Source organism: Shewanella sp. VB17 (assembly GCF_013248905.1).
In the GTDB taxonomy this organism is placed as follows: Bacteria; Pseudomonadota; Gammaproteobacteria; order Enterobacterales; family Shewanellaceae; genus Shewanella.
The window spans coordinates 4,006,833-4,026,974 of record NZ_JABRVS010000001.1; the positions used below are offsets into that span (position 1 = coordinate 4,006,833).

At 39.9% G+C, this 20,142-nt stretch carries 16 protein-coding genes; 6 read left to right on the forward strand and 10 right to left on the reverse strand.

Annotation, left to right across the window (positions count from 1 at the left end):
• Window positions 1-5: 5 nt before the first annotated feature.
• The 5 genes from HQQ94_RS17330 (at window position 6) to HQQ94_RS17350 (ending at window position 9,329) form a co-directional block, all read left to right on the forward strand.
• Window positions 6-509 (forward strand): GNAT family N-acetyltransferase, encoded by a 504-nt coding sequence (locus tag HQQ94_RS17330; protein ID WP_173295590.1) that lies wholly within the window; start codon window positions 6-8, stop codon window positions 507-509.
• 319 nt (window positions 510-828) lie between these two features.
• Window positions 829-3,402: a dermonecrotic toxin domain-containing protein gene (locus tag HQQ94_RS17335; RefSeq protein ID WP_217274062.1), complete on the forward strand. Its 2,574-nt coding sequence runs from the start codon at window positions 829-831 to the stop codon at window positions 3,400-3,402.
• A 480-nt stretch (window positions 3,403-3,882) separates the two neighbouring features.
• Entirely contained in the window at window positions 3,883-6,471 is a 2,589-nt protein-coding gene (locus HQQ94_RS17340; protein ID WP_173295591.1) for a hypothetical protein, read from the forward strand.
• 40 nt (window positions 6,472-6,511) lie between these two features.
• Window positions 6,512-7,321 carry an ADP-ribosyltransferase gene (locus HQQ94_RS17345; protein ID WP_173295592.1) on the forward strand — a complete coding sequence of 270 codons (810 nt, stop codon included), beginning with the start codon at window positions 6,512-6,514 and terminating at the stop codon, window positions 7,319-7,321.
• Window positions 7,322-7,772: 451 nt separating this feature from the next.
• Entirely contained in the window at window positions 7,773-9,329 is a 1,557-nt protein-coding gene (locus tag HQQ94_RS17350; protein WP_173295593.1) for a hypothetical protein, read from the forward strand.
• A 165-nt stretch (window positions 9,330-9,494) separates the two neighbouring features.
• Here HQQ94_RS17350 and HQQ94_RS17355 read toward each other — a convergent pair whose 3' ends face one another.
• The 5 genes from HQQ94_RS17355 to HQQ94_RS17375 all read right to left on the reverse strand — a co-directional run bounded on the left by HQQ94_RS17355 (window position 9,495) and on the right by HQQ94_RS17375 (window position 13,044).
• Window positions 9,495-9,989 carry a phosphatidylglycerophosphatase A gene (locus HQQ94_RS17355; protein WP_173295594.1) on the reverse strand — a complete coding sequence of 165 codons (495 nt, stop codon included), beginning with the start codon at window positions 9,987-9,989 and terminating at the stop codon, window positions 9,495-9,497.
• Window positions 9,989-10,948: a thiamine-phosphate kinase gene (gene thiL / locus HQQ94_RS17360; RefSeq protein WP_173295595.1), complete on the reverse strand. Its 960-nt coding sequence runs from the start codon at window positions 10,946-10,948 to the stop codon at window positions 9,989-9,991. The genes HQQ94_RS17355 and thiL overlap by 1 nt, the downstream gene beginning before the upstream one ends.
• 161 nt (window positions 10,949-11,109) lie before the next feature.
• Window positions 11,110-11,514: a transcription antitermination factor NusB gene (gene nusB / locus HQQ94_RS17365; RefSeq protein WP_173295596.1), complete on the reverse strand. Its 405-nt coding sequence runs from the start codon at window positions 11,512-11,514 to the stop codon at window positions 11,110-11,112.
• A gap of 8 nt (window positions 11,515-11,522) precedes the next feature.
• Window positions 11,523-12,005 (reverse strand): 6,7-dimethyl-8-ribityllumazine synthase, encoded by a 483-nt coding sequence (gene ribE / locus HQQ94_RS17370; protein ID WP_173295597.1) that lies wholly within the window; start codon window positions 12,003-12,005, stop codon window positions 11,523-11,525.
• Window positions 12,006-12,345: 340 nt separating this feature from the next.
• Window positions 12,346-13,044: an ABC transporter substrate-binding protein gene (locus HQQ94_RS17375; RefSeq protein ID WP_173295598.1), complete on the reverse strand. Its 699-nt coding sequence runs from the start codon at window positions 13,042-13,044 to the stop codon at window positions 12,346-12,348.
• A gap of 405 nt (window positions 13,045-13,449) precedes the next feature.
• Between HQQ94_RS17375 and HQQ94_RS17380 the strand changes: the two genes are divergently transcribed.
• Entirely contained in the window at window positions 13,450-14,778 is a 1,329-nt protein-coding gene (locus HQQ94_RS17380; RefSeq protein WP_254304089.1) for a BamA/TamA family outer membrane protein, read from the forward strand.
• Between the two features lie 148 nt (window positions 14,779-14,926).
• Here HQQ94_RS17380 and ribBA read toward each other — a convergent pair whose 3' ends face one another.
• From ribBA to glyA, 5 genes are all read right to left on the reverse strand, one after another.
• Window positions 14,927-16,030 carry a bifunctional 3,4-dihydroxy-2-butanone-4-phosphate synthase/GTP cyclohydrolase II gene (gene ribBA / locus HQQ94_RS17385; protein WP_173295599.1) on the reverse strand — a complete coding sequence of 368 codons (1,104 nt, stop codon included), beginning with the start codon at window positions 16,028-16,030 and terminating at the stop codon, window positions 14,927-14,929.
• Window positions 16,031-16,086: 56 nt separating this feature from the next.
• The gene (locus HQQ94_RS17390) at window positions 16,087-16,749 is read right to left on the reverse strand and encodes a riboflavin synthase (RefSeq protein WP_173295600.1); all 663 of its coding nucleotides are present in this window, start codon (window positions 16,747-16,749) and stop codon (window positions 16,087-16,089) included.
• A gap of 2 nt (window positions 16,750-16,751) precedes the next feature.
• Window positions 16,752-17,888, reverse strand: a complete 1,137-nt coding sequence (ribD, locus tag HQQ94_RS17395; RefSeq protein ID WP_173295601.1) for a bifunctional diaminohydroxyphosphoribosylaminopyrimidine deaminase/5-amino-6-(5-phosphoribosylamino)uracil reductase RibD — start codon at window positions 17,886-17,888, stop codon at window positions 16,752-16,754.
• Window positions 17,889-17,931: 43 nt separating this feature from the next.
• The gene (nrdR, locus tag HQQ94_RS17400) at window positions 17,932-18,381 is read right to left on the reverse strand and encodes a transcriptional regulator NrdR (protein WP_173295602.1); all 450 of its coding nucleotides are present in this window, start codon (window positions 18,379-18,381) and stop codon (window positions 17,932-17,934) included.
• A gap of 152 nt (window positions 18,382-18,533) precedes the next feature.
• Window positions 18,534-19,790 (reverse strand): serine hydroxymethyltransferase, encoded by a 1,257-nt coding sequence (glyA, locus tag HQQ94_RS17405; RefSeq protein WP_173295603.1) that lies wholly within the window; start codon window positions 19,788-19,790, stop codon window positions 18,534-18,536.
• Between the last annotated feature and the right edge of the window lie 352 nt (window positions 19,791-20,142).

Here is a 20,142-nt window from a genome sequence, read left to right on the forward strand (position 1 = left end):
AAAACTTGATTGTTGCTGAAACTGAACGGCTCATATTACGTCGCTTTACCGCGGAAGATAAACAAGCCATTTTTCTGTTAAATAGCATTCCAGAGATATTAACCTACATCCCTGGAGAGCCTATGTCATCGGTTAAACAAGCTGAAGATATCTTAAATGAACTTATTTTTCCTCATTATGAGCAGTTTGGCTTTGGTCGCTGGGCAGTTGAGCATAAAATGGATAACAAGGTGATTGGATTTTGTGGGCCGATATTTGTACAAGAGTTTAATGAGGTCGAACTAGGTTATCGCTATCTTCCAGAATATTGGGGAAAAGGGATCGGTTTTGAAGCAGCTAATGCTTCACTTGCTGAAATGCCAAGTTTGAGCATAAATAATATCATCGCCCTTATCTTGTTAGGTAACAAAGGTTCCGAAGCTCTGGCTAAAAAAATCGGTATGACTGAACGAGGACGAGATAGTTTTATGGGACATAAGGTCAATGTATTCCAAAAAAATATAATATAAAACACCTTACTGGTATGAATATATAGTCACATATTATGTTCTAAAATCATTTTAATTATCCCGAAGAAATCAATACACAATTTTACTTTCATGTATTTTTAAAAATACTTTTCACTTTTACACCTCAATCATTGCTATATCAATTTCATCATATCCACATTAAAAATAAAAACTAAAGTGTATGTTATAAAGTAAAAAGTAACCCTTACCACCTAGTGGTCGTACCTGATATTCATTGCTAAAATATAATTCATCTTTAATATGCGCTTCCTTATTTAAAATAAATCCAAATAATATATTACATTTACCAAGGGAACATATGACAAGTAAATTATCTCTGAGTATAAGCTTCACCATTGCATTAACTCTCAATCCATTCTATGTATTAGCCGATATATCTAACAATGAAGTTAACTTACCAACTCAATCAACATCACCAGACCCATTAGCTATACGTTATGATCAAGCTTGGAAAATAAGTTTTGCTCGAGATCATGCCCAAATTGTTCAGCAGATCCCGGACCCTCAAATGATCGCGGCCAAAGAATTAAAAAAGGCATTAGAAAAACACAATTATCACGATATAGATCCAGACAATACCTTCTACAACTATTTTGATGGTGCCGTTAACAGTCCAAGGAGCTATAACGGTTGGGAACATTTCACTCAACCAAAAAGGTCTTATACCTTAACTCAGGCCGCAATACTGAATGTTTTTAATCAATTTCGTGACAGTTTTCCCGGAGAGATAGATCTCTACACTGGTGTTTATAAGCAAGGAATAGGGGCAAGCCGTTATAATGAAAACAATGATGTTCGGCTGCTTTCTTCCAAATTATGGGACATCGCCTATTACGATCTCGATATTCAGGCTTCGTACACCGCGGCGCTAAAAGATTTTTGGCAAACTTATGGCGAAAAATTTACTCATCTAATGCGCGATAGTTTCGCTTTTTCTGCCTACCAACAATACCAACTTGGCTTACTTACCCAAGCACAATACCAACTCGCCAATGCCATTATTAAAGGTCAACGTTCACAAGATATTTATGTCTACCGTTTTGATATTTATGGCTACGATGCAACTGACATTTTAGTTATAGAGCAGCAGGGCCATGACGCAGGTTTACTTTATATCCCAGGCTCTGCTCAGGCCTTTATTCCTTTTAATAATGAACGTCATTTAAAAAAGATTATTTATAAAGCAATACAAACCGACAAATCAAAACTGGCATTAGCTAAGCACTTCAGCCTATATGATCGCCAAGATGGTGTCAGCTATTACGGTATCAATTCAGCATTAAACGGATTAGCAGATAATTCATGGGATGACTCTTATTTAATGGAGAAAAAACATCCGATTTATGATGATGTATTTGCACGCCTAACTGAACTACAAAAAGCCAGAATGGCCAGTGATGGTGATACTGTCATAAAATCTAATAGTGAATCAGAGCGCGACTATATTCTTAGCACCACTTATTCCTTATTCACCGTATTACCCATTATGGATGTTATATTACCAGAACTCGGCATACCAATCACTCTGGCTATTGGTTCGACTCAACTTGGATTAAGTATTGATCAGTCTATCAACGGCGACACATTAGCAGAACGCTTACAAGGCACTAAAATGACGGCGGTTAACACTGCCCTACTTGCTGCTACAGCGGTCATTCCAACGGTTGCAAAATATGGCCGTAATGTGTCCGAATCTCTCGTGACTGTTTCGGAAAGCATGGATAACCAAATCCTTTTAAATCCGGGTATTACTGAATCTGAAATGACAGGCTTCACTCATATCCCCAAAATTATCGAGCACCCTCAGACCGGTGAAGAATTGCTTGGGGTAACACTCACTGATCAACCCAGAAATGTATTGCTTAAAGCAGATGGTTTTGGAATGTACAAGGAAGTTGATCCATTAAGTGGACGTATTATTTCGGATGCACGCGTAATGCGAACGCTGTCCTATGACACTGGCGAGGTACAATGGCTGAGTCGTGGTGGTTTAAAAGGTGGTGGCGTCAGTGAGTCAGGAGAAGAAGTTGGGGGGTCAGTCAACTCAGAACAAAGCAATGAAAATACAGTACAGTCTGAAATATTATTGCCAGAAGATCTCCCACAACGACCAGGATTGGGTGGTTCCGGCTATGCACAAATGGGAGGGCGTCTTGATGATGTCACTCGCGATTTTTTAGAGCTTGAGATGAAAGTCGATCCTTATGCCAAATTAAATGATGTGAAAGCGCTGCATCGTTTAAATCAACAAGCTCAAACAGAAATCGAAAACATGCCATTTTTACGCAGTTATGAAACTGAATTAACGGGTATAACAACGTTTAGAGGAGATGAACGCTTACCTGATGAGTTATTCCACAGCGGTTTTAATCGCAGAGTGGGCCCCGTTGAATATATCAGTTTAGCTGAACACACCAAAGCCATTCGTGGTGTGATATCAACCAGCACAAATGAATCTGTTGCTGTCAGTTACGCCATTCATAACCAACGAGGTTATGTTTACGCTATCGAACTCAATCACGGTGGCGTTGCTGTGAATACTTCATTGCGCGGTGAAACCTTACATGAAGTCGCCACCCTTAATATTCCACCAGAAGATATTATGTTTGCCGTTGGGCCCTTTAACAATACTGAAGTTAACCTTAGCATCATCAAAGAAAAAGTCGATGCTAGAACCGCTGAACTATTGATTAACCCACATGCGACTGCATCGGCAGAGGTTGCTGACGCGGCATTTGAGAAGCTCAAAACCACCTTAAAATACGATTTAAGCCCTGAAATGTCTTTTACGGAACGCTATGAAAACCGCCAAGATCTTTTTTGGCATGAAGATGAAGCCATAATAGAGCCAATAGTTGAAACCATACATTAACGGCTAAAATAGGCAATAAAGCTTAAAAGTATACAAAGCATAGAGCTGAAAATAATTCAGCTCTATGCTTCATTAAATATAGCCATGCATGTCAACAACCACTTAAACAATAAGTATTAACATCTAACAAACAACCCATGTAACTTTTCGATAGTTAATCAAATAATGCCACACCATCAACACACGATAAAACTATAAAACAAAACCAACCGACACGAAACAACAACATACGATAAAACTATAAAACAAAACCAACCGACACGAAACAACAACACATATTGATAAACTTAAAAACCAAAAAAGATACATCAATTCATTTTATTTCGTATCAAATCAGATTAATTCAACACTTTTCATATCTTATCAGATTAATTCACAATCATTCACAACCCTATTTATTTGTTGTCATTAAAATAAAGATCACAATTTCACTCAAGCTGATCACAGATGGCTTAACTTCATCAAGAACTCCTTATATTTATGTCTAACAGAAAAATAGCTTTACTAGCACTATGTGTCATACCCGCATTTTCATCTGCAGCTCAACTGTGTACGCCCTATAAAAAGATTGATTTATTAAATGAGCATGACTATTTAAATTACCAAAAAAAACAATACTTGGCGTCAAGCGATCGTATTGAAGTTAATCATTTATTTAACCCTAAACAATCCCCCTCACTTATCGAAAAAGCAGCATTACCTGAAAATGAACTCGTCTATAGCGAAACTGCAGCAAAGCTTGCTAAAGGCCCGGCTACCAGTTTTGAGCTCTCCGTTGCGAGTTCTAAAAGTTTGTTACGTTCAATGGGGCGCACGACTATCAGCTTAGGTAGCCAAACACTTGAGGCATTAGGTCCGATCGGTGATGCTGCTTTCATTGGTCTATGGAGTAAGAATATCGCTGACACCTTTAGTAATGAAAGTGCCACTTCTTATGATAAATTTGAGTCGATCATTAGCCTGGTAGATTGGTTTGGTCTATTCAAAATAGCCCAAAGAGACATAGATGCTAAGATTTATGCCGATCGTTGGGATGCGATGGCTAGCGGTAAACATTACAGTTATACCCTACATAAGGATCTGTTCACCGAACAGGAGTTCAAAGATAAAGAACATTGGCTAAAATATGCGACGGGCTATAAAACATTTCTGAAAAATGCCACTACTAATATCGTCAATGAAGTCAGTATGAGGTACCAGTTATACTATCTTGATAGTGTCAATGCTCAAACAATAATAGCGCGCCAATTGATAAGTGGCATAGATCAAGAATTATATAAAGGCATCGCACACTTGCTCTCAGCCAACTACAAAGGAAAAAAAAATTTTTTCCGCGACAATGACATGGTATGCGATAGTGAGTTCAGCGCTCTAACTAACGAGGGTGAAAGGCCTGTCTATGACCTAGATACGGTAATTAACAATTTTGAACAATGCCAATATACTGTATTACACAATTTAATGAGCCAAATTTATCACTTCAGTAAGGGGGAGATCCCCTCTGCAAGCGAAACGCAAATTAGAACCTTATTTAACAAAGCCATCGAATCAAAAATCCAGATAGCCCAAACTGCACATGTCAATATTGAACAAATTAAACTCAAATTAATTAACAAGATGAAACTTGCTGGTACCGCTGCTATCAATAAACTATTTACATCTGGTTCCGTGGTTAAAAACCATTCATTTATTATGACCCAAGCTACCAATACGGCTATGGATGAATTAGTACGCAGTGAATATGGCCGTTCCATCACTCCAACAGAACTATTTACTGGCATTATTATACTCGAAGAAGCATATCAAACATGTGTCAGTTGGAGCTGGGGATCTTGTAATAAAATAGGTTGGGTTCCCGCTGTTTCTCGTATGTTCGAACCTTGGAAAGATCCTGTACTCAGTCAAATTACTTTGCCTCAAAAAACTGTTTATTTAACACAATTTGATAGAGAAATTGACAGTATTATTCACAATGGCTGGCATGTTCAACCCCTTGAAAGCTGGTTTGATAATCAAATATCTGGATTTACATCTCGCTACTGGACACAAAAAACAGCAAAAGAATCCGAAGCGAGGATAAAACTCGCACTATTTGACACCAACTATGGCTGTGAATCCAGCTACGATTGTAGTGGCTGGAGTTCAAGCTATTTGGCCAATAACGGTATTACCCAGAGTAGCTCACTGCATGACATTGAACATTGGATGGCCGATTATGAAGGAAAAAATGCGCCTGTACACCAAGGGAGAATTCGCAGAATAGTCAAACTGTTACCTGGAGCCATCACGGATCAATGGCTTTATAAAGATTATTCAGTTTATCGACACTTTGCCAAACCAGACACCTTTGATCTTAAACGTTTTGCTCCCGCTATCTACCAAACATTATATCAAGCCTATCATGAAGACCATATTTACTCTCAGTCTGAATTAAAAAAAATAGCCAAGACTAAAATAGTTAATTTAAGCGCCGAAATTAACCAGCATAACTCCGGATGGCTCAGCTCACAGATCGGTGATTTTCACCGATACATTGCTCTGGCCCAACTGCAAATGCGCACTTCAGGTCATTTTGCCCCCAACTCGGCTGAATCAAGCTCGGTGCTATTTAATGAAATATTACCCGCTGATATTCGACGTTGGATGATAGCTGATATCCCTAATGGCTATGTTGATACCCTAAAAATGGCAATGGATGCCTTTTTTTCGTACAAAGATGCCGCTAATTGGCAGGCACAATATACAGTAAACCTCACAACATCTCTTAACGTTAATCACATTCATGACGTCATCAATGTTGATTTTAATTCTTTGGCTTTAAGACAAAAAATCGCGGCTATTATTCCCATGATTGAAACCTATAACCCCTCTCAAACTCAAGCAGGATCATCTGCTTGCCAGCAAAATTTAGAACCTTTATACCAAAGTTTATGGTCTATTGCATCGGATGAAAATTTAGTTTGGATCCCTTACTTATCGGATCACATCGATGATTTAGCTTGGTATCTTAATAGTATGGAACAAGTAGAAAAAGAGATAAACCATCGGCCTATGTGTACAGGTATATAAAATTAGTGATGTTAGCAATAAATAATTTAAGAGCAATATAATGAAAAAGCGTAATTTAAATTTAACAAACACAAAGATACCCCCCCCATTGAACAGCAGTTTATCTAAACTGGCCCAATTTAAAACGTTTTCCTTACTATTAGGCTTAATACTCAGCTTTAGTGTCCTAGCTCAACCTGGAGACTATGCGGATATTTTTGCAGATTTGACAAAAAAAACATCCCGCTCAGCCGCCTTTCTTGAAAGGCAGGTTGCACATATGACCTTGGTCCATCAAGCTGATACTCAAGGAGTATTGTCTTTAGTCAATAATGATGAATACACCACTATCAGAACCTATACACGTAACCAGACCTTATTTAACAATTACTTAAAACAAGGCGTGAATATAGATCATTTTGTGAATGTACAAGCACAAGATTTGGATATGGCGTTATCTAAATTACCCGATTTTGAAGAAATTACCTATCGGGGCATCATCGCACCAAAAGGAGTATTCGGAACTAAGATTATTGCTAATGATGTAGTCAGCAACAATTTATTTATGTCGACCTCTTCTTCTAAAGAATATCCTAAGAGCTTCGCTCTAGCCTCTTCAGATAACGCTGGCGTTGTTTTTCGTATTGAAGGCAAAACGGGGAAAAATATTGCTTTATTTTCTCGCTTCCAAGGAATTAAAGGTGAAGCTGAAGTCTTATTTAGGCCAAACACACAATTCAGAGTATTGGATATCAAAAAATCGGCAGGAAAAACCTACGTACTTCTCAAACAAGAACTCAATTATGTCGGTCCGGCTAAAAGAATATTCGACGGTGATCCGATTAATATTGCTATCTGCGGCATCAATTAACTTAATCCTACACAACCGCCCTGACCATTAGGGCGGTGATGCAGTAATCTTCATCGAAATAACGATAATATTATCAACAAGACAAAGTCGACACCTTCTAGCTCAGCCCGCCTCAACATTACAACTTTAACCGCAACATCAAACAACAAGAACTGACAATGGAACACATTAATTACTTATTATTTACTTTTATCACTGTGATATGTAGGATGTCGCTGTAGTTATGTGGGTGTATTTGAAGTGGTTAAGGATAAGTCCGCAGGTAAACATGGACGAGAATAGATTAACATTACAGTTAAAGTTAATGATTTTTAAAGTACAAGCCATCACTTTATCTTCAATTTACCTCCTTTTGCCATATAAGCTAACTCGACCACTCAGATAATTAAAAAACATAATAATTATGACCCTAAGTAGCAACGACAAAACCTAAATGTAACAAGGATATTACATGAAAACGATGAAAAAAAAATGGCTAGTGTCAACCAGTATGGCTATCGCACTCACCGCATGCGGCGGTGGCTCAGATTCTGCTACAGCACCTGTTACACCCGCACCTGTTACACCCGCACCTGTTACACCCGCACCTGTTACACCCGCACCTGTTACACCCGCACCTGTTACACCTGCACCTGTAGTCGAAGCGACGATGAAGCTGTCAGGCAAGGTGATCGACGGTTATGTATCCGGGGCGACAGTCTGGCTGGACATCAATGGTAATAGGATTTTAGAAGCTGATGAACCAAGAACCCTATCAGGTACTGCTGGTAATTATGCATTCGAATTCACACAAACCCAAGCCGATTGTGTGCCTTATGCAGCCATGTATGTCGATGTGCCAATTGGCGCTATCGATGAAGACAGTGGTGAAGTGATTGAAGCCTACCAAATGGCCTTTCCTCCTTCTATTACACCATTAACCGATGGTGACATCCGTCATATTACACCATTGACATCTATCATATGGCAACAGCTTGGAAACACCTCAGAATCGGCTAATAGACCACATTTAACCTGTGAGGACTTAAAACAAAACGTACAACTACAAACAACTCTTCAGAATGATATTAATTCTTTAATAGAAAATTTAACCGACCATTATAAGAATATTTCAAAGGAACAAATTTTTGCCGATTTTATCGCCGATGATAATACTGAAGCATATGAGTTCGCTCAATCTATTGTTATCGGACTTAAAGCCTCATACGCGCATAAAATAAAATTACAAGTTCAGTTCGCCGATGCAATAGAAGTTCGTGTGGTTACCTATCAAGACAAGGGTAAAGATAGAGATCTTAACTTTGATAATGCCTGGTACCGTAATACCGTTATTTTTACTCCTACTGGTTATACTGCTAAAGAAGTAAAACTAAAAGATAACATATTAGATGTCGACATTGTCCTCACTGACTTAGTTCGGCTTGATAAGCCTTGGGGTGATCAAGCCTTAAAAGGGGAATTAGGTATCCGTGAAGATGCTTATTATAATATCGATGGTACTTATCGTTGCTCGGCTATTGAGATAGTGAGTTTCACACAAGATAAACTCGAGTATGAATTGAGCAATTCCCCAGCTTATACCTACTCAGATACGATTGCAGACTGTAAATACAGTCTTGAAACACCTTTAGATCGTACGTATCGAATTTCCTTTGCTGAAGCAGATAAAAATTACTTCGCTGAATTTAATTTTAGGGAAACACAAGCTGAATTTAAGTCTTTACCTAATTGGGTAAATGTAGAAAATAAAGCCGATATGCTCAACGCAGCTGAACTGATTACTCACTTAAATTTATTACCCAGAAACTGGGATGATGAAGTACTAACCGATATAAATTACTGGCGAAAGCGCATGTGGTTTGACAATATCACCATCGATAAAGAACATGCTGGTGATAAGAACAATGCGATTCAATGGGAAAAAAGGACTCTACAAGACAATGGTACCACAGTGAAGGAGTGTAGCACTGATGGGATAACTTGGGCTAACTGTATTACTGCACCATAAATGAGATAAGGCTATCACCTTTAAAAGGAGATAGCCTTATCTATTCACATATAGATGAGTTAGCAGCCTAAATTCTTATGCACTTTAAGGTTAAATCTGCCTGTGTTCTAAGCCGGCTAAGCATCGGCATCTTGAGCTTTTCGGTGGATATAATAACCTACTCGATCAGTTCAAATAATAAGCTAACCCTTGCAGACAAACGAAAGAAAATCCCCCCGCTAATACATCATCAATCATGATCCCAAATCCACCTTTAACTTTGGCATCCAACCAACAAATAGGCCAAGGTTTAAGGATATCAAAGAATCTAAATAAACCAAAACCGACCAGCAACCAAGGCCAACCAGCGGGCGCCGCTATCATGGTGATCAATAAACCAGCCACTTCATCCCAAACAATGGCTCCATGATCATGCACTCCCATATCTTTAGCAGCTTTTCCACAGATATAGACCCCACCAATCACACTCAGTAAGGTCAACCCCAAATACCATTGAATAGTCAAAGGTGCCATCAAGAGATAAAGAGGAATGGCTGCCAGTGTACCAAAGGTACCAGGCGCTTTCGCCATCATTCCTGAGCCAAAACCAAGGGCTAAGAAATGAATAGGGTTAGCCATGGATAAACGAGTCAGTACGTTATCTTTAGAAATAAAATTCATCAGGAAAAATGTTCAAATCCAATATTAATGGGAGTATAAGGCTGACCGTTTCGTATCAACTTCAATTTGTCACCTGAGCTTATCTGTCCGATCTGAGTAAACGAAACCCCGGTATTGGCTAACGCTATTTCCAGTGCTCCCTTTTGCGCTTCTGGCACAGTAAAAAGTAACTCGTAATCCTCACCCCCAGTTAGTGCATAGCTCAATGCTTCTTCATCAGTAACAGAAGACTTCAAGGGATCCGATAGTGGTAAAAGATCAACATCAATAATCGCACTGACCACTGATTGTCGTAACAAATGTTGTATATCACTATACAAGCCATCAGATAAATCAATAGCACTAGAGGCCAGTGTACGTAAAGCAAGTCCAGCCAATACCCTAGGCGTCGGGTAGTAATGACGACCAACCAAATAAGATTGATGCTCTACAGCCACTTGCTGACTACCACGGATCACATCTAAACCCAATGCAGAGTCTCCCAATGTTCCCGTCACATAAATCCAATCGCCATTTTTTGCACCACTTCGTGTCAGTGCCGTTCCTATTGGTACTTGACCATTAACTGTCACCGTAATAGAGCGCGGCCCACGAGTCGTGTCCCCCCCAACAAGGGCTATATTATAATATTCTGCCGCTTCAAATAAACCTGAACTATAACTTGTAAGCCACTCTTCATCGACATCGGGTAACGTTAACGCCAATGTCATCCATGCCGGCTCAGCTCCCATAGAAGCCAAATCAGAAAGATTAACAGCCAGTGATTTATAGCCTAAGGCTTTAGGCGGAATATCCGGATAAAAATGAACATTCTCGACTAAAGTGTCACAGGAAATAGCAATGGCTTTATTTGCTGCTGGGATCACTAAAGCACAATCATCGCCAATACCAAGCTCTACATCATGGCCTGATATGGCTTGCTTAGTAAAAAAATGTTCTATTAATTGGAATTCTTTCACAGAAATAAACACTCATTCGTTGGATGAAATGAACACATGTCAATCGAGCTCATGTAATAATGATGAGTAAACATAATGAAGATCTTTATTAAACATCTAAGCAGCGAAATTGATGGAGCAGACACAAAAAATGGCACCCTGCTAAGGTGCCATTTTTAATATTACTTACGACCTACGATTTTATCGAGAATACCGTTTACAAACTTATGGCCATCTTCAGCGCCAAACGCTTTCGCTAATTCGATAGCTTCGTTAATGGCCACTTTATAAGGCACATCACGACGAAATGTCAATTCATAGGTTGCCAATCTTAACACGGCTTTCTCAATAGGAGAGACCTCATCAAAAGGACGCTCAATATGGGGTATAATTTTTTCATCTATTTGAGCCTGTTTTGTCGCTGTTCCCGATAGTAGCTCACGGAAGTAAGCAACATCGATACCATCAATCTTTTGCTCTGTAAGAAACTCATGCTCAACATCAGCAATATTATTTCCACTTAACTGCCAAGAATAGATGGCTTGAACGGCTAAACGGCGGGCCTTGCGGCGCTCAGAAGGCTTCATTTTTATTCCTAATCTTGCAACTGCTGTTCTAGTTCTTGCAATACGTTAACCATTTCAAGCAGACTAAGTGCAGCTTCGCCACCCTTATTACCTGCTTTAGTACCTGAGCGTTCAATTGCTTGCTCTATGGTATCTGTAGTTAACACACCGAATGCAACAGGAACGTCAAACTCAAGTGCAATCTGAGCCAATCCCTTATTACATCCATCTGCAACAAAATCAAAGTGTGGCGTACCGCCACGGATAACTGCACCTAATGCAATTATACCATCAAATTTACCGCTAGCAGCCACACGACGTGCAGCTAATGGCAATTCAACGGCTCCTGGTACCCGAACCACTGTAATATTCTCATCAATGACTTGACCAAAGCGTTTCAGTGTATCGACCGCACCGTCAAGTAAACTTTCAACAAGAAAACTATTAAAACGTGATACTACAATAGCAACCTTTGCATTTTTCGACTCGATATTACCTTGAACTATGTTCATTTATCTTACCTAAATTAGCTAATTTTACCGGCACGGGCACGGAAGAGGCGGCATGATAGCACAGGCTCAGGTTCTGCCGCAAACAGATAGAATGGTTTATAGTCTACAACCACTTCTTATATTTAGATTTATGGTTCTCAATGTTTATAGACCACATTTACAATTAATCATCATAATATAAAGGCTTCATTGTAAAAGATTTGCAGCACATCTATGGCCAGCAAATCCGCTGATGTTGAAAAAGAGATATTGACGGATTAAGCAAACTGCTATCATTTATATGCCTATAGCGAGCGAATTCAAAGTACGGCAAAAAATCCTTTTCCGCTAAATGGTTCATTTATTTTGATTTGGCCTCTATATATTGCTGTGCTTGATGATAATATGCATCAAATTTACCTTCAGATTTCATTTGTTTAAACACATCAGCCAACGTAATGGCAAGATCGCTGTGGCGCTTATTCAGGTAACCATAAGCGGATATACTTTCTAAGCGAGTAAGCATTTTTATGTCACTATCGATAAATTCAGGAGTGGCTAATAGTCCCGTCGCTATTTGTTCTGTACCAATATAAACATCTATTCGTCCTCTGAGTAATTTGCGCAAAGATTGGGTTGGGCTCGATGAATTAGTCAACCTGTCAGCACTCACGTATTGAGACAACCGTTGGCCTGCCAAATGTTGGCCACGATAATATTCAATTTTATAGTGGCTGTTCTTAACAGCTTCCCAAGAACTAAGGCTAATCGTTGAGTCATGAGCAAAAGCACTCAAATTAACAACGGTGATGGGTTCTTCTATCCTTATCAAATTAGGGTGTTCATCACCATAGGTTTCTCCCCTCACAATTTCACCGTCTATTTTCCCTAAATCGGCCATTAAGCTAGCTCTGATAGCAGGCAAAACAATATATGAAAATTTGATGTTAAGCCGAGTCAGTGCCTCTGAATAAATTAATTCGCTCCATTTCATATGGATGTTGGTATCAGGATCGATAAAAAACGATAGGGTAATATTTTTCTCATTAGCTTGCGCCACTATGTGAAACATAAATAATAAAAAAATCAAATTAATCTGATGGATTATTCGCCACATTTGTGAGTATTCACTAAGTTAGATAGGTAGTTTGATCATAGTTTACTTTTCTTTGTTACAGACAAAGATAATAGTCAATGATTGAGCTTACCAATTATATTATTGTAACGTCCCTCGAATTTTTCAATTAAAATCAAACAACATGTTTATATTCCAGTATGCTGACGCAAAAAAGCAGCACCTTTGACTTACATGTAACCCCCCAGCTGGATTTCACGCCAAAATATCCTAAAATTATTTGTGAAAAATACCGAATAACACTCTCAGCACCAGAAAACTAACAGAAACCATCATCAATTAGCCATCGTTAGAGTCGGCAATCTTTACGTGAAGTCTAAGGGAAATACAATGAACAACATGGACGCTATCACCCTTATCAGCATTATTGCTTTTATGAGTCTATTAACACCAACTACTGCATTTTCTGCTCCTGCTGCCAATGTAAAAACCTCAATCGATAGAACAGAGACAACCAACAATATAAAAGAAAAACTCATTTTACCTTATATATTCAGTAGTGATTCCATGGGACTCAATGTGGGTGTAGGTGGCATGTTAAGTGGCTATTACCAAAAGCAAATGACCCTTGGAGGGACGGTATTTGGCGGCGACGTGAGTAGAGGAGTAGGCCTTGGGGTTTGGAATTTTAAATTGCCAAAGACTGAACGCTTCTTTCTAAGTACTTATGGCTTTTTAGGTTATTACCCCGAACAACGTGCGTACACAGGTAATAGACAATCGTTTATTCCTGCAGGCACACCACTTCCGGGCAGTAACGATTCCTCCAACTTACAATTTTTAGAAGCCGATGGCTCATCAAACTGGTTTGATGTGAAATTTGAATATGCTCTGCCAATCGGGGCCACTAGAGATAAAGGCATGGTCGAATATAGGCTCAAAAATGGCTTATTAATTTCAGAACCTAGTGGAGGTAAAGAATGGAATCCTCTTAAAAGTGGTGCAACCGTGGCAGTATTGCGCCAATTTAATCGTTACCAAAGTTTCGAATTCGCTAATGAAGAGCTCGATGGCACCATTCATGCCATAGAGTTGGGTATTTTATATGACAACACCGATTTTTCAGTCAACCCATCAAAGGGAAGTAGCCAGTATTTTTCAATTTCAAATGACGCAGCATGGTTAGACTCAGATAATAAATGGACCTTTATGAATCTCGACATGAGTAAATATTTTTCACTTGGAGAGTCTGCTTATGCCAGTCAACGAATTGTAGCACTTAATTTTTGGACTGGATACTCACCTTCTTGGGAAATAGAATACGACAATATTGGTGGCAGAAAGGTGGTTAACAATGCTCCCTATAACGAAGGAGCAACCTTAGGAGGGTTTTATCGTATGCGGGGTTTTGATCAAAATCGTTTCCATGATAAAGCCGCTATCTATACCACTGCTGAGTACCGCTATACCCTAAAATATAATCCGATAGAGGATGTGAATTGGCTTAAATTTCTAAAACTTAATTGGTTTCAAATTGTGGGTTTTGTTGAAGCAGGTAGAGTCTCACCTGAATATACTGTCAACACATTATTCTCAGATCTTAAAATGGACTATGGGGTTTCATTAAGGGCATTAATGGCAGGGATAGTGATTCGGTTCGACGTCGCACATTCAGATGAATCGACAAATAGTTGGATAATGGTAGACCATCCTTTTTAATTTACGCATCCTCGTTAAAATATTAAAGACTGCTTTAGGATGCTGATGAAAAAGCAGATGAACATGGCAGCACAAGCATATCGAAACAACAATATTGTCCTTATTACATCAGTGCTGACATGAACTAGGCTTCTCATCTTCACAGATACTATTTTGAAATATACTCTGTTACTTCTAAGCCAAAACCAGAAAGTGAATGATAACGCTTTGGTGAGCTCAATAAACGCATTTTAGTCACCCCCAGACTCGCTAGGATCTGTGAACCGACTCCCACGAGACGAGAACTTCCTTTCCATTTAACAGCAGCAACAGACTGCCCACTGTCTTCAAGTTCAAACGCTTTCACTTTAGCTAAAATATCGCTGCTATGTTCTAGGTTACCCAGTAAAACAAGTACCCCTCCTTCATCAGCAATGCGTTCCATTGCTTTCTCTAACGGCCAGCTACGCTGCTGATCACGCTCAGAGTGAAGTAAATCATTAAAAGTATTTTGCAAATGAACCCGCACTAATACCTGTTCTTTCACTTCACCTTTGACAAGAACATAATGTAATTGATTATCAATAGTATCCCTAAAAGTTACCATATCAAACTCGCCGAAGCGTGTTGGCAACTTACACTGAGCTTCACGAACAACTGTCGTCTCTTGGGTGTTTCGGTATTCAATTAAATCTGCAATCGTACCCATTTTAAGCCCATGCTCCTTGGCAAAGACCTCTAGATCAGGACGACGAGCCATAGTGCCATCATCATTGAGAATTTCAACAATAACAGAGGATGCTTCAAACCCTGCTAGACGCGCTAAATCGCATCCAGCTTCAGTGTGACCAGCACGAATAAGCACACCGCCTTCTTTAGCCATTAACGGAAAAATGTGACCAGGTTGAACAATATCTGTCGGCTTAGCATCTTTGCCTACAGCCGCAAGCACAGTAACAGCACGATCTTGAGCTGAAATCCCCGTAGTGACTCCTTCTGCTGCTTCAATAGAAACAGTAAAATTAGTCGAAAATTGGGCGTTATTATCCTTTACCATTAATGGTAAATGTAACTGCTGACAACGAGCTTGAGTGAGTGTCTGACAAATTAACCCCCGACCAAATTTAGCCATGAAATTGATCGCTTCTGCCGTCACCATGTTGGCAGCCATGATCAGATCACCTTCATTTTCTCTGTCTTCATCGTCCATCAAAATAACCATTTTGCCTAGGCGAATATCTTCGATGATATCTTCTATACTGTGTAACGACATTATAAGGCCTTAATTTTTATTACTAATATAAATAGTTTCATTTCTGTTGTTCATCACTAACGTAAAAAACCTGAGCGAGCTAACAGATCCATGGTGACCGTTGACTCAGGCACGTCAGGCTTGTCGCTGTCATAATTCATTAAGCGTTCTAAGTGACGGGCAATAAGATCAACTTCAATATTGACGGTATCACCCATTTTCAAATCAACTAACGTCGTTTCACCTGCAGTATGAGGAACAATCGTCAATCTAAAACGGTTACCACTCACTTCATTGACCGTCAAGCTCACACCATCAATCGTGATTGAACCTTTATGGGCAATATAACGCGCTAAATGAGCAGGCGCTGTTAGCCAAAATTCAATCGCCTTACCACGATACTGCCTGTCATCGACACGCGCCACACCATCCACATGACCACTGACCATATGGCCACCAAGGCGAGTAGTGGGTGTTACCGCCTTCTCAAGGTTAACTTTATCGCCAACCTGATAATGAGAGAAACCTGTTAAGCTAACCGTTTCTGCTGATATGTCAGCAACATAACCATCATTCATGCACGCCACAACGGTAAGGCATACGCCATGAGTAGCAATACTATCACCAAGACGTACATCACTCAGATCTAGCTTACCGCTCGCGACGCTAAGGCGTATATCATCACCACGGCGTTCTATTTTACGCAGCGAACCTACTGATTCAATAATTCCAGTAAACATAATTACGACCTTATAGCTAATGTTAAGCGGGTATCTACCCCAACTTTACGTTCATCAATGAGAGTTATCTTCGGCACATCAGACATCACTTGGTGATCTGCCATCGTGAGTAAATTGCGCCCAGCAGAGCCTAAAATTTTCATCGCTTGGTACAGGATTAACTCATCGGCATAACCTTGTGCTATCACGCTCCCAGCTAAAGTTGCACCAGCTTCAATAAGCACCGCATTACAACTTTTACCAAGGTATTCAAATAGTTCATTTAAGCTAACTCGTCCTGACGCATCAGCTGACAATGTTATCTGGCTAACATGAGATGGCCAATGAGCTTGTTCAGATACAGGATAATCTACGCATGATACTAACAGGATCGGATCTGTAATAGAAAAAAGCTTTGGTGAATGCGTTAAACGAGCACGGCTATCAAGCACAACGCGTAGAGGCTGATGCAGTTCACGTGCTGACAGTGTATGGCTCAGATAACCTAATTCGTTGTGACGTACATTAAGCGATGGGTTATCGGCTAATACCGTTTCAACACCGGTAATGAGGGCGCAATGACGAGCGCGTAATCGCTGTACATCACGGCGGGCATCAGGGCCAGTGATCCATTTAGAAACCCCATTTGATAACGCCGTTTTACCATCAAGACTCGCGGCTAATTTAACCGTGATCCAAGGTAACCCAAGCTTCATTCGCTTCATAAAACCAACATTTATCAAGCTAGCCTCATCACAAAGCAAACCCACATCGACCTGAATGCCCGCATCTTTAAGCATAGCAATACCACGTCCTGACACTTGTGGATTTGGATCTTGCACCGCAACAACAACTCGGCTGATCCCCTGTTTGATAAGTGCTTCAGCACAAGGCGGTGTACGGCCATAATGACTACATGGCTCTAAAGTCACATACACTGTGGCGCCTTTAATACTCAGTTTCGAGCCATGACTGGCCATCTCCAACGCATGAACCTCAGCATGAGGGCCACCAGCCTTAATATGAAAACCTTCACCGATAAGCTGACCATCTTTACTTATCACACAACCAACACATGGGTTTGGACGAGTAGTATAGCGTCCTTTACGCGCCAATTTGATCGCACGGCTCATCATTTCAATATCTTCTACAGACCACATAATGCACTAACCTTGGACTAATACACATTTTCAATAAATTCATTTACTTTTGCAGTTTTGCGATAGCATCACCAAACTCACACACATCTTCAAATGCACGATACACGGAGGCAAAACGAATATAAGCCACTTTATCAAGATTTACTAACTGATCCATCATCAAGTTGCCTATCATTTCAGACTTAATTTCTCGTTCACCCGTAGCACGCAGCATTGATTTAATTTTTGTCAAAGATTGTTCAATTTGATCCATCGATACTGGACGTTTTTCCACTGCTCTGAGCATACCACCCCGCAATTTATCTTCATCAAAAGGTTGACGACTGCCATCTTGTTTTATCACCCGAGGCATCGCTAATTCTGCGCCCTCAAAGGTGGTAAATCTTTCATGACACTCAGCACACTCACGGCGACGCCTAACTTGATGACCATCAGCCACTAAGCGAGAATCGATCACCTTAGTCTCTGTTGCGCTGCAAAATGGACAATGCATTGAACCTCCAGCTGATAATAATAACAATAAAACCAAATTCTTATAGGTGACAATTTTACACCAGAGTATCAAGACACTCAAAGTTAATCATCAGATACAAAAATGACCGCTAAAAAGCGGCCATCGAAGTTTACCTGATTTAACCTTTAAGGTTAACCATAAACAGGAAACTTAGCACACAATTCAAGAACCTGCTGCTTAACACGCTCTATGGTCGCTTCATTACTAATATCATCTAATACATCACACATCCAGTTAGTTAATTCAATCGCCTGTGCTTCTTTAAAACCACGGCGAGTGATAGCCGGAGAGCCAATACGCAGACCAGAGGTCACAAATGGTGAGCGAGGATCATTAGGCACTGAATTTTTGTTAACAGTGATGTTCGCCAAGCCCAAGGCTGCATCGGCATCTTTACCTGTGATATCTTTAGCAATGAGATCAAGCAAAAATAAGTGGTTATCAGTACCACCCGAAACGACATCATAACCACGCTCAATAAACGCGTTAGCCATTGCTTTAGCATTAACAACAACTTGCTCCTGATACGCAGTAAATTCAGGCTCTAATGCTTCTTTAAATGCGACCGCTTTAGCAGCAATAACGTGCATCAAAGGCCCCCCTTGACCACCAGGGAATACCGCTGAATTAAGCTTTTTATAAATGGCTTCATCGTCAATTGCCGACAATATCAAACCACCACGTGGGCCCGCAAGCGTTTTATGAGTGGTCGTGGTAACGACATGAGCATGTGGCAATGGGTTGGGATAAATGCCTGCAGCCACAAGGCCTGCAACATGTGCCATATCGACAAATAGGTAAGCACCAACTTTATCTGCTATCTCACGAAATTTGCCCCAATCAATAATCCCTGAATACGCACTAAAACCGGCAATGACCATTTTAGGTTTATGCTCAATCGCCAAACGCTCAACTTCGGCATAATCTATTTTGCCTGTTGTTTCGTCAATGCCATATTGAACTGCATGATACAATTTGCCAGAAAAGCTCACATGAGAACCGTGAGTCAAATGACCACCATGCGCTAAGCTCATGCCTAGCACAGTATCGCCACCTTCAAGGAGTGCCATAAAAACAGCTGCATTAGCTTGTGAGCCTGAATGAGGTTGCACGTTTGCGTAAGTAGCACCAAAGAGTTCTTTTGCACGTGATATTGCTAATTCCTCAGCAATATCAACATGTTCACAACCACCGTAATAACGCTTCCCAGGGTAACCTTCCGCGTATTTGTTCGTCAGCTGAGAACCTTGTGCTTCAAGTACACGTGGACTGGTGTAATTTTCTGAAGCAATAAGTTCAATATGCTCTTCTTGACGACGAGTCTCATCTTGAATCGCTTGAAACAGTTGTGGATCAAAATCCGCGATATTCATCTCTTTTTTCAGCATTACTGACTCCAGCTGTAAATTCTTATAGTAGGGTTAGCCCATATTCTACAGCGCATTTGACTACAATCACAATCTTTGGAACATGAAATTATTTACTGTTCAACCTGAGTAATGTCCATACTCACACCCAATAGGGACTGTACGTAATATTCACATCTGTTTTACTTTATAAAATTCATAACGTGTTACTTTAATAGCCATTTTAGAAAACACTTTTTTCAATTTTAAACGTGATCATCACTCATATAGAATAAAGAGGTGTTTATTGCTTGCTTAACTATCTAAGCTAAAACTGTTTATCTCTGTTTAGCTTGCCTATTTTATCGAGTAGAATCACTGACATTGTTTTATC

Coding starts and splice junctions, on each gene's coding strand:
- HQQ94_RS17390 (WP_173295600.1), bottom strand. CDS start 16,749: ATGTTTACTGGAATTATTGAATCAGTAGGTTCGCTGCGTAAAATAGAA.
- ribE (WP_173295597.1), bottom strand. CDS start 12,005: ATGAACATAGTTCAAGGTAATATCGAGTCGAAAAATGCAAAGGTTGCT.
- HQQ94_RS17380 (WP_254304089.1), top strand. CDS start 13,450: ATGAACAACATGGACGCTATCACCCTTATCAGCATTATTGCTTTTATG.
- ribD (WP_173295601.1), bottom strand. CDS start 17,888: ATGTGGTCTGTAGAAGATATTGAAATGATGAGCCGTGCGATCAAATTG.
- nusB (WP_173295596.1), bottom strand. CDS start 11,514: ATGAAGCCTTCTGAGCGCCGCAAGGCCCGCCGTTTAGCCGTTCAAGCC.
- HQQ94_RS17350 (WP_173295593.1), top strand. CDS start 7,773: ATGAAAACGATGAAAAAAAAATGGCTAGTGTCAACCAGTATGGCTATC.
- HQQ94_RS17345 (WP_173295592.1), top strand. CDS start 6,512: ATGAAAAAGCGTAATTTAAATTTAACAAACACAAAGATACCCCCCCCA.
- nrdR (WP_173295602.1), bottom strand. CDS start 18,381: ATGCATTGTCCATTTTGCAGCGCAACAGAGACTAAGGTGATCGATTCT.
- HQQ94_RS17340 (WP_173295591.1), top strand. CDS start 3,883: ATGTCTAACAGAAAAATAGCTTTACTAGCACTATGTGTCATACCCGCA.
- HQQ94_RS17335 (WP_217274062.1), top strand. CDS start 829: ATGACAAGTAAATTATCTCTGAGTATAAGCTTCACCATTGCATTAACT.
- ribBA (WP_173295599.1), bottom strand. CDS start 16,030: ATGTCGTTACACAGTATAGAAGATATCATCGAAGATATTCGCCTAGGC.
- glyA (WP_173295603.1), bottom strand. CDS start 19,790: ATGCTGAAAAAAGAGATGAATATCGCGGATTTTGATCCACAACTGTTT.
- HQQ94_RS17355 (WP_173295594.1), bottom strand. CDS start 9,989: ATGAATTTTATTTCTAAAGATAACGTACTGACTCGTTTATCCATGGCT.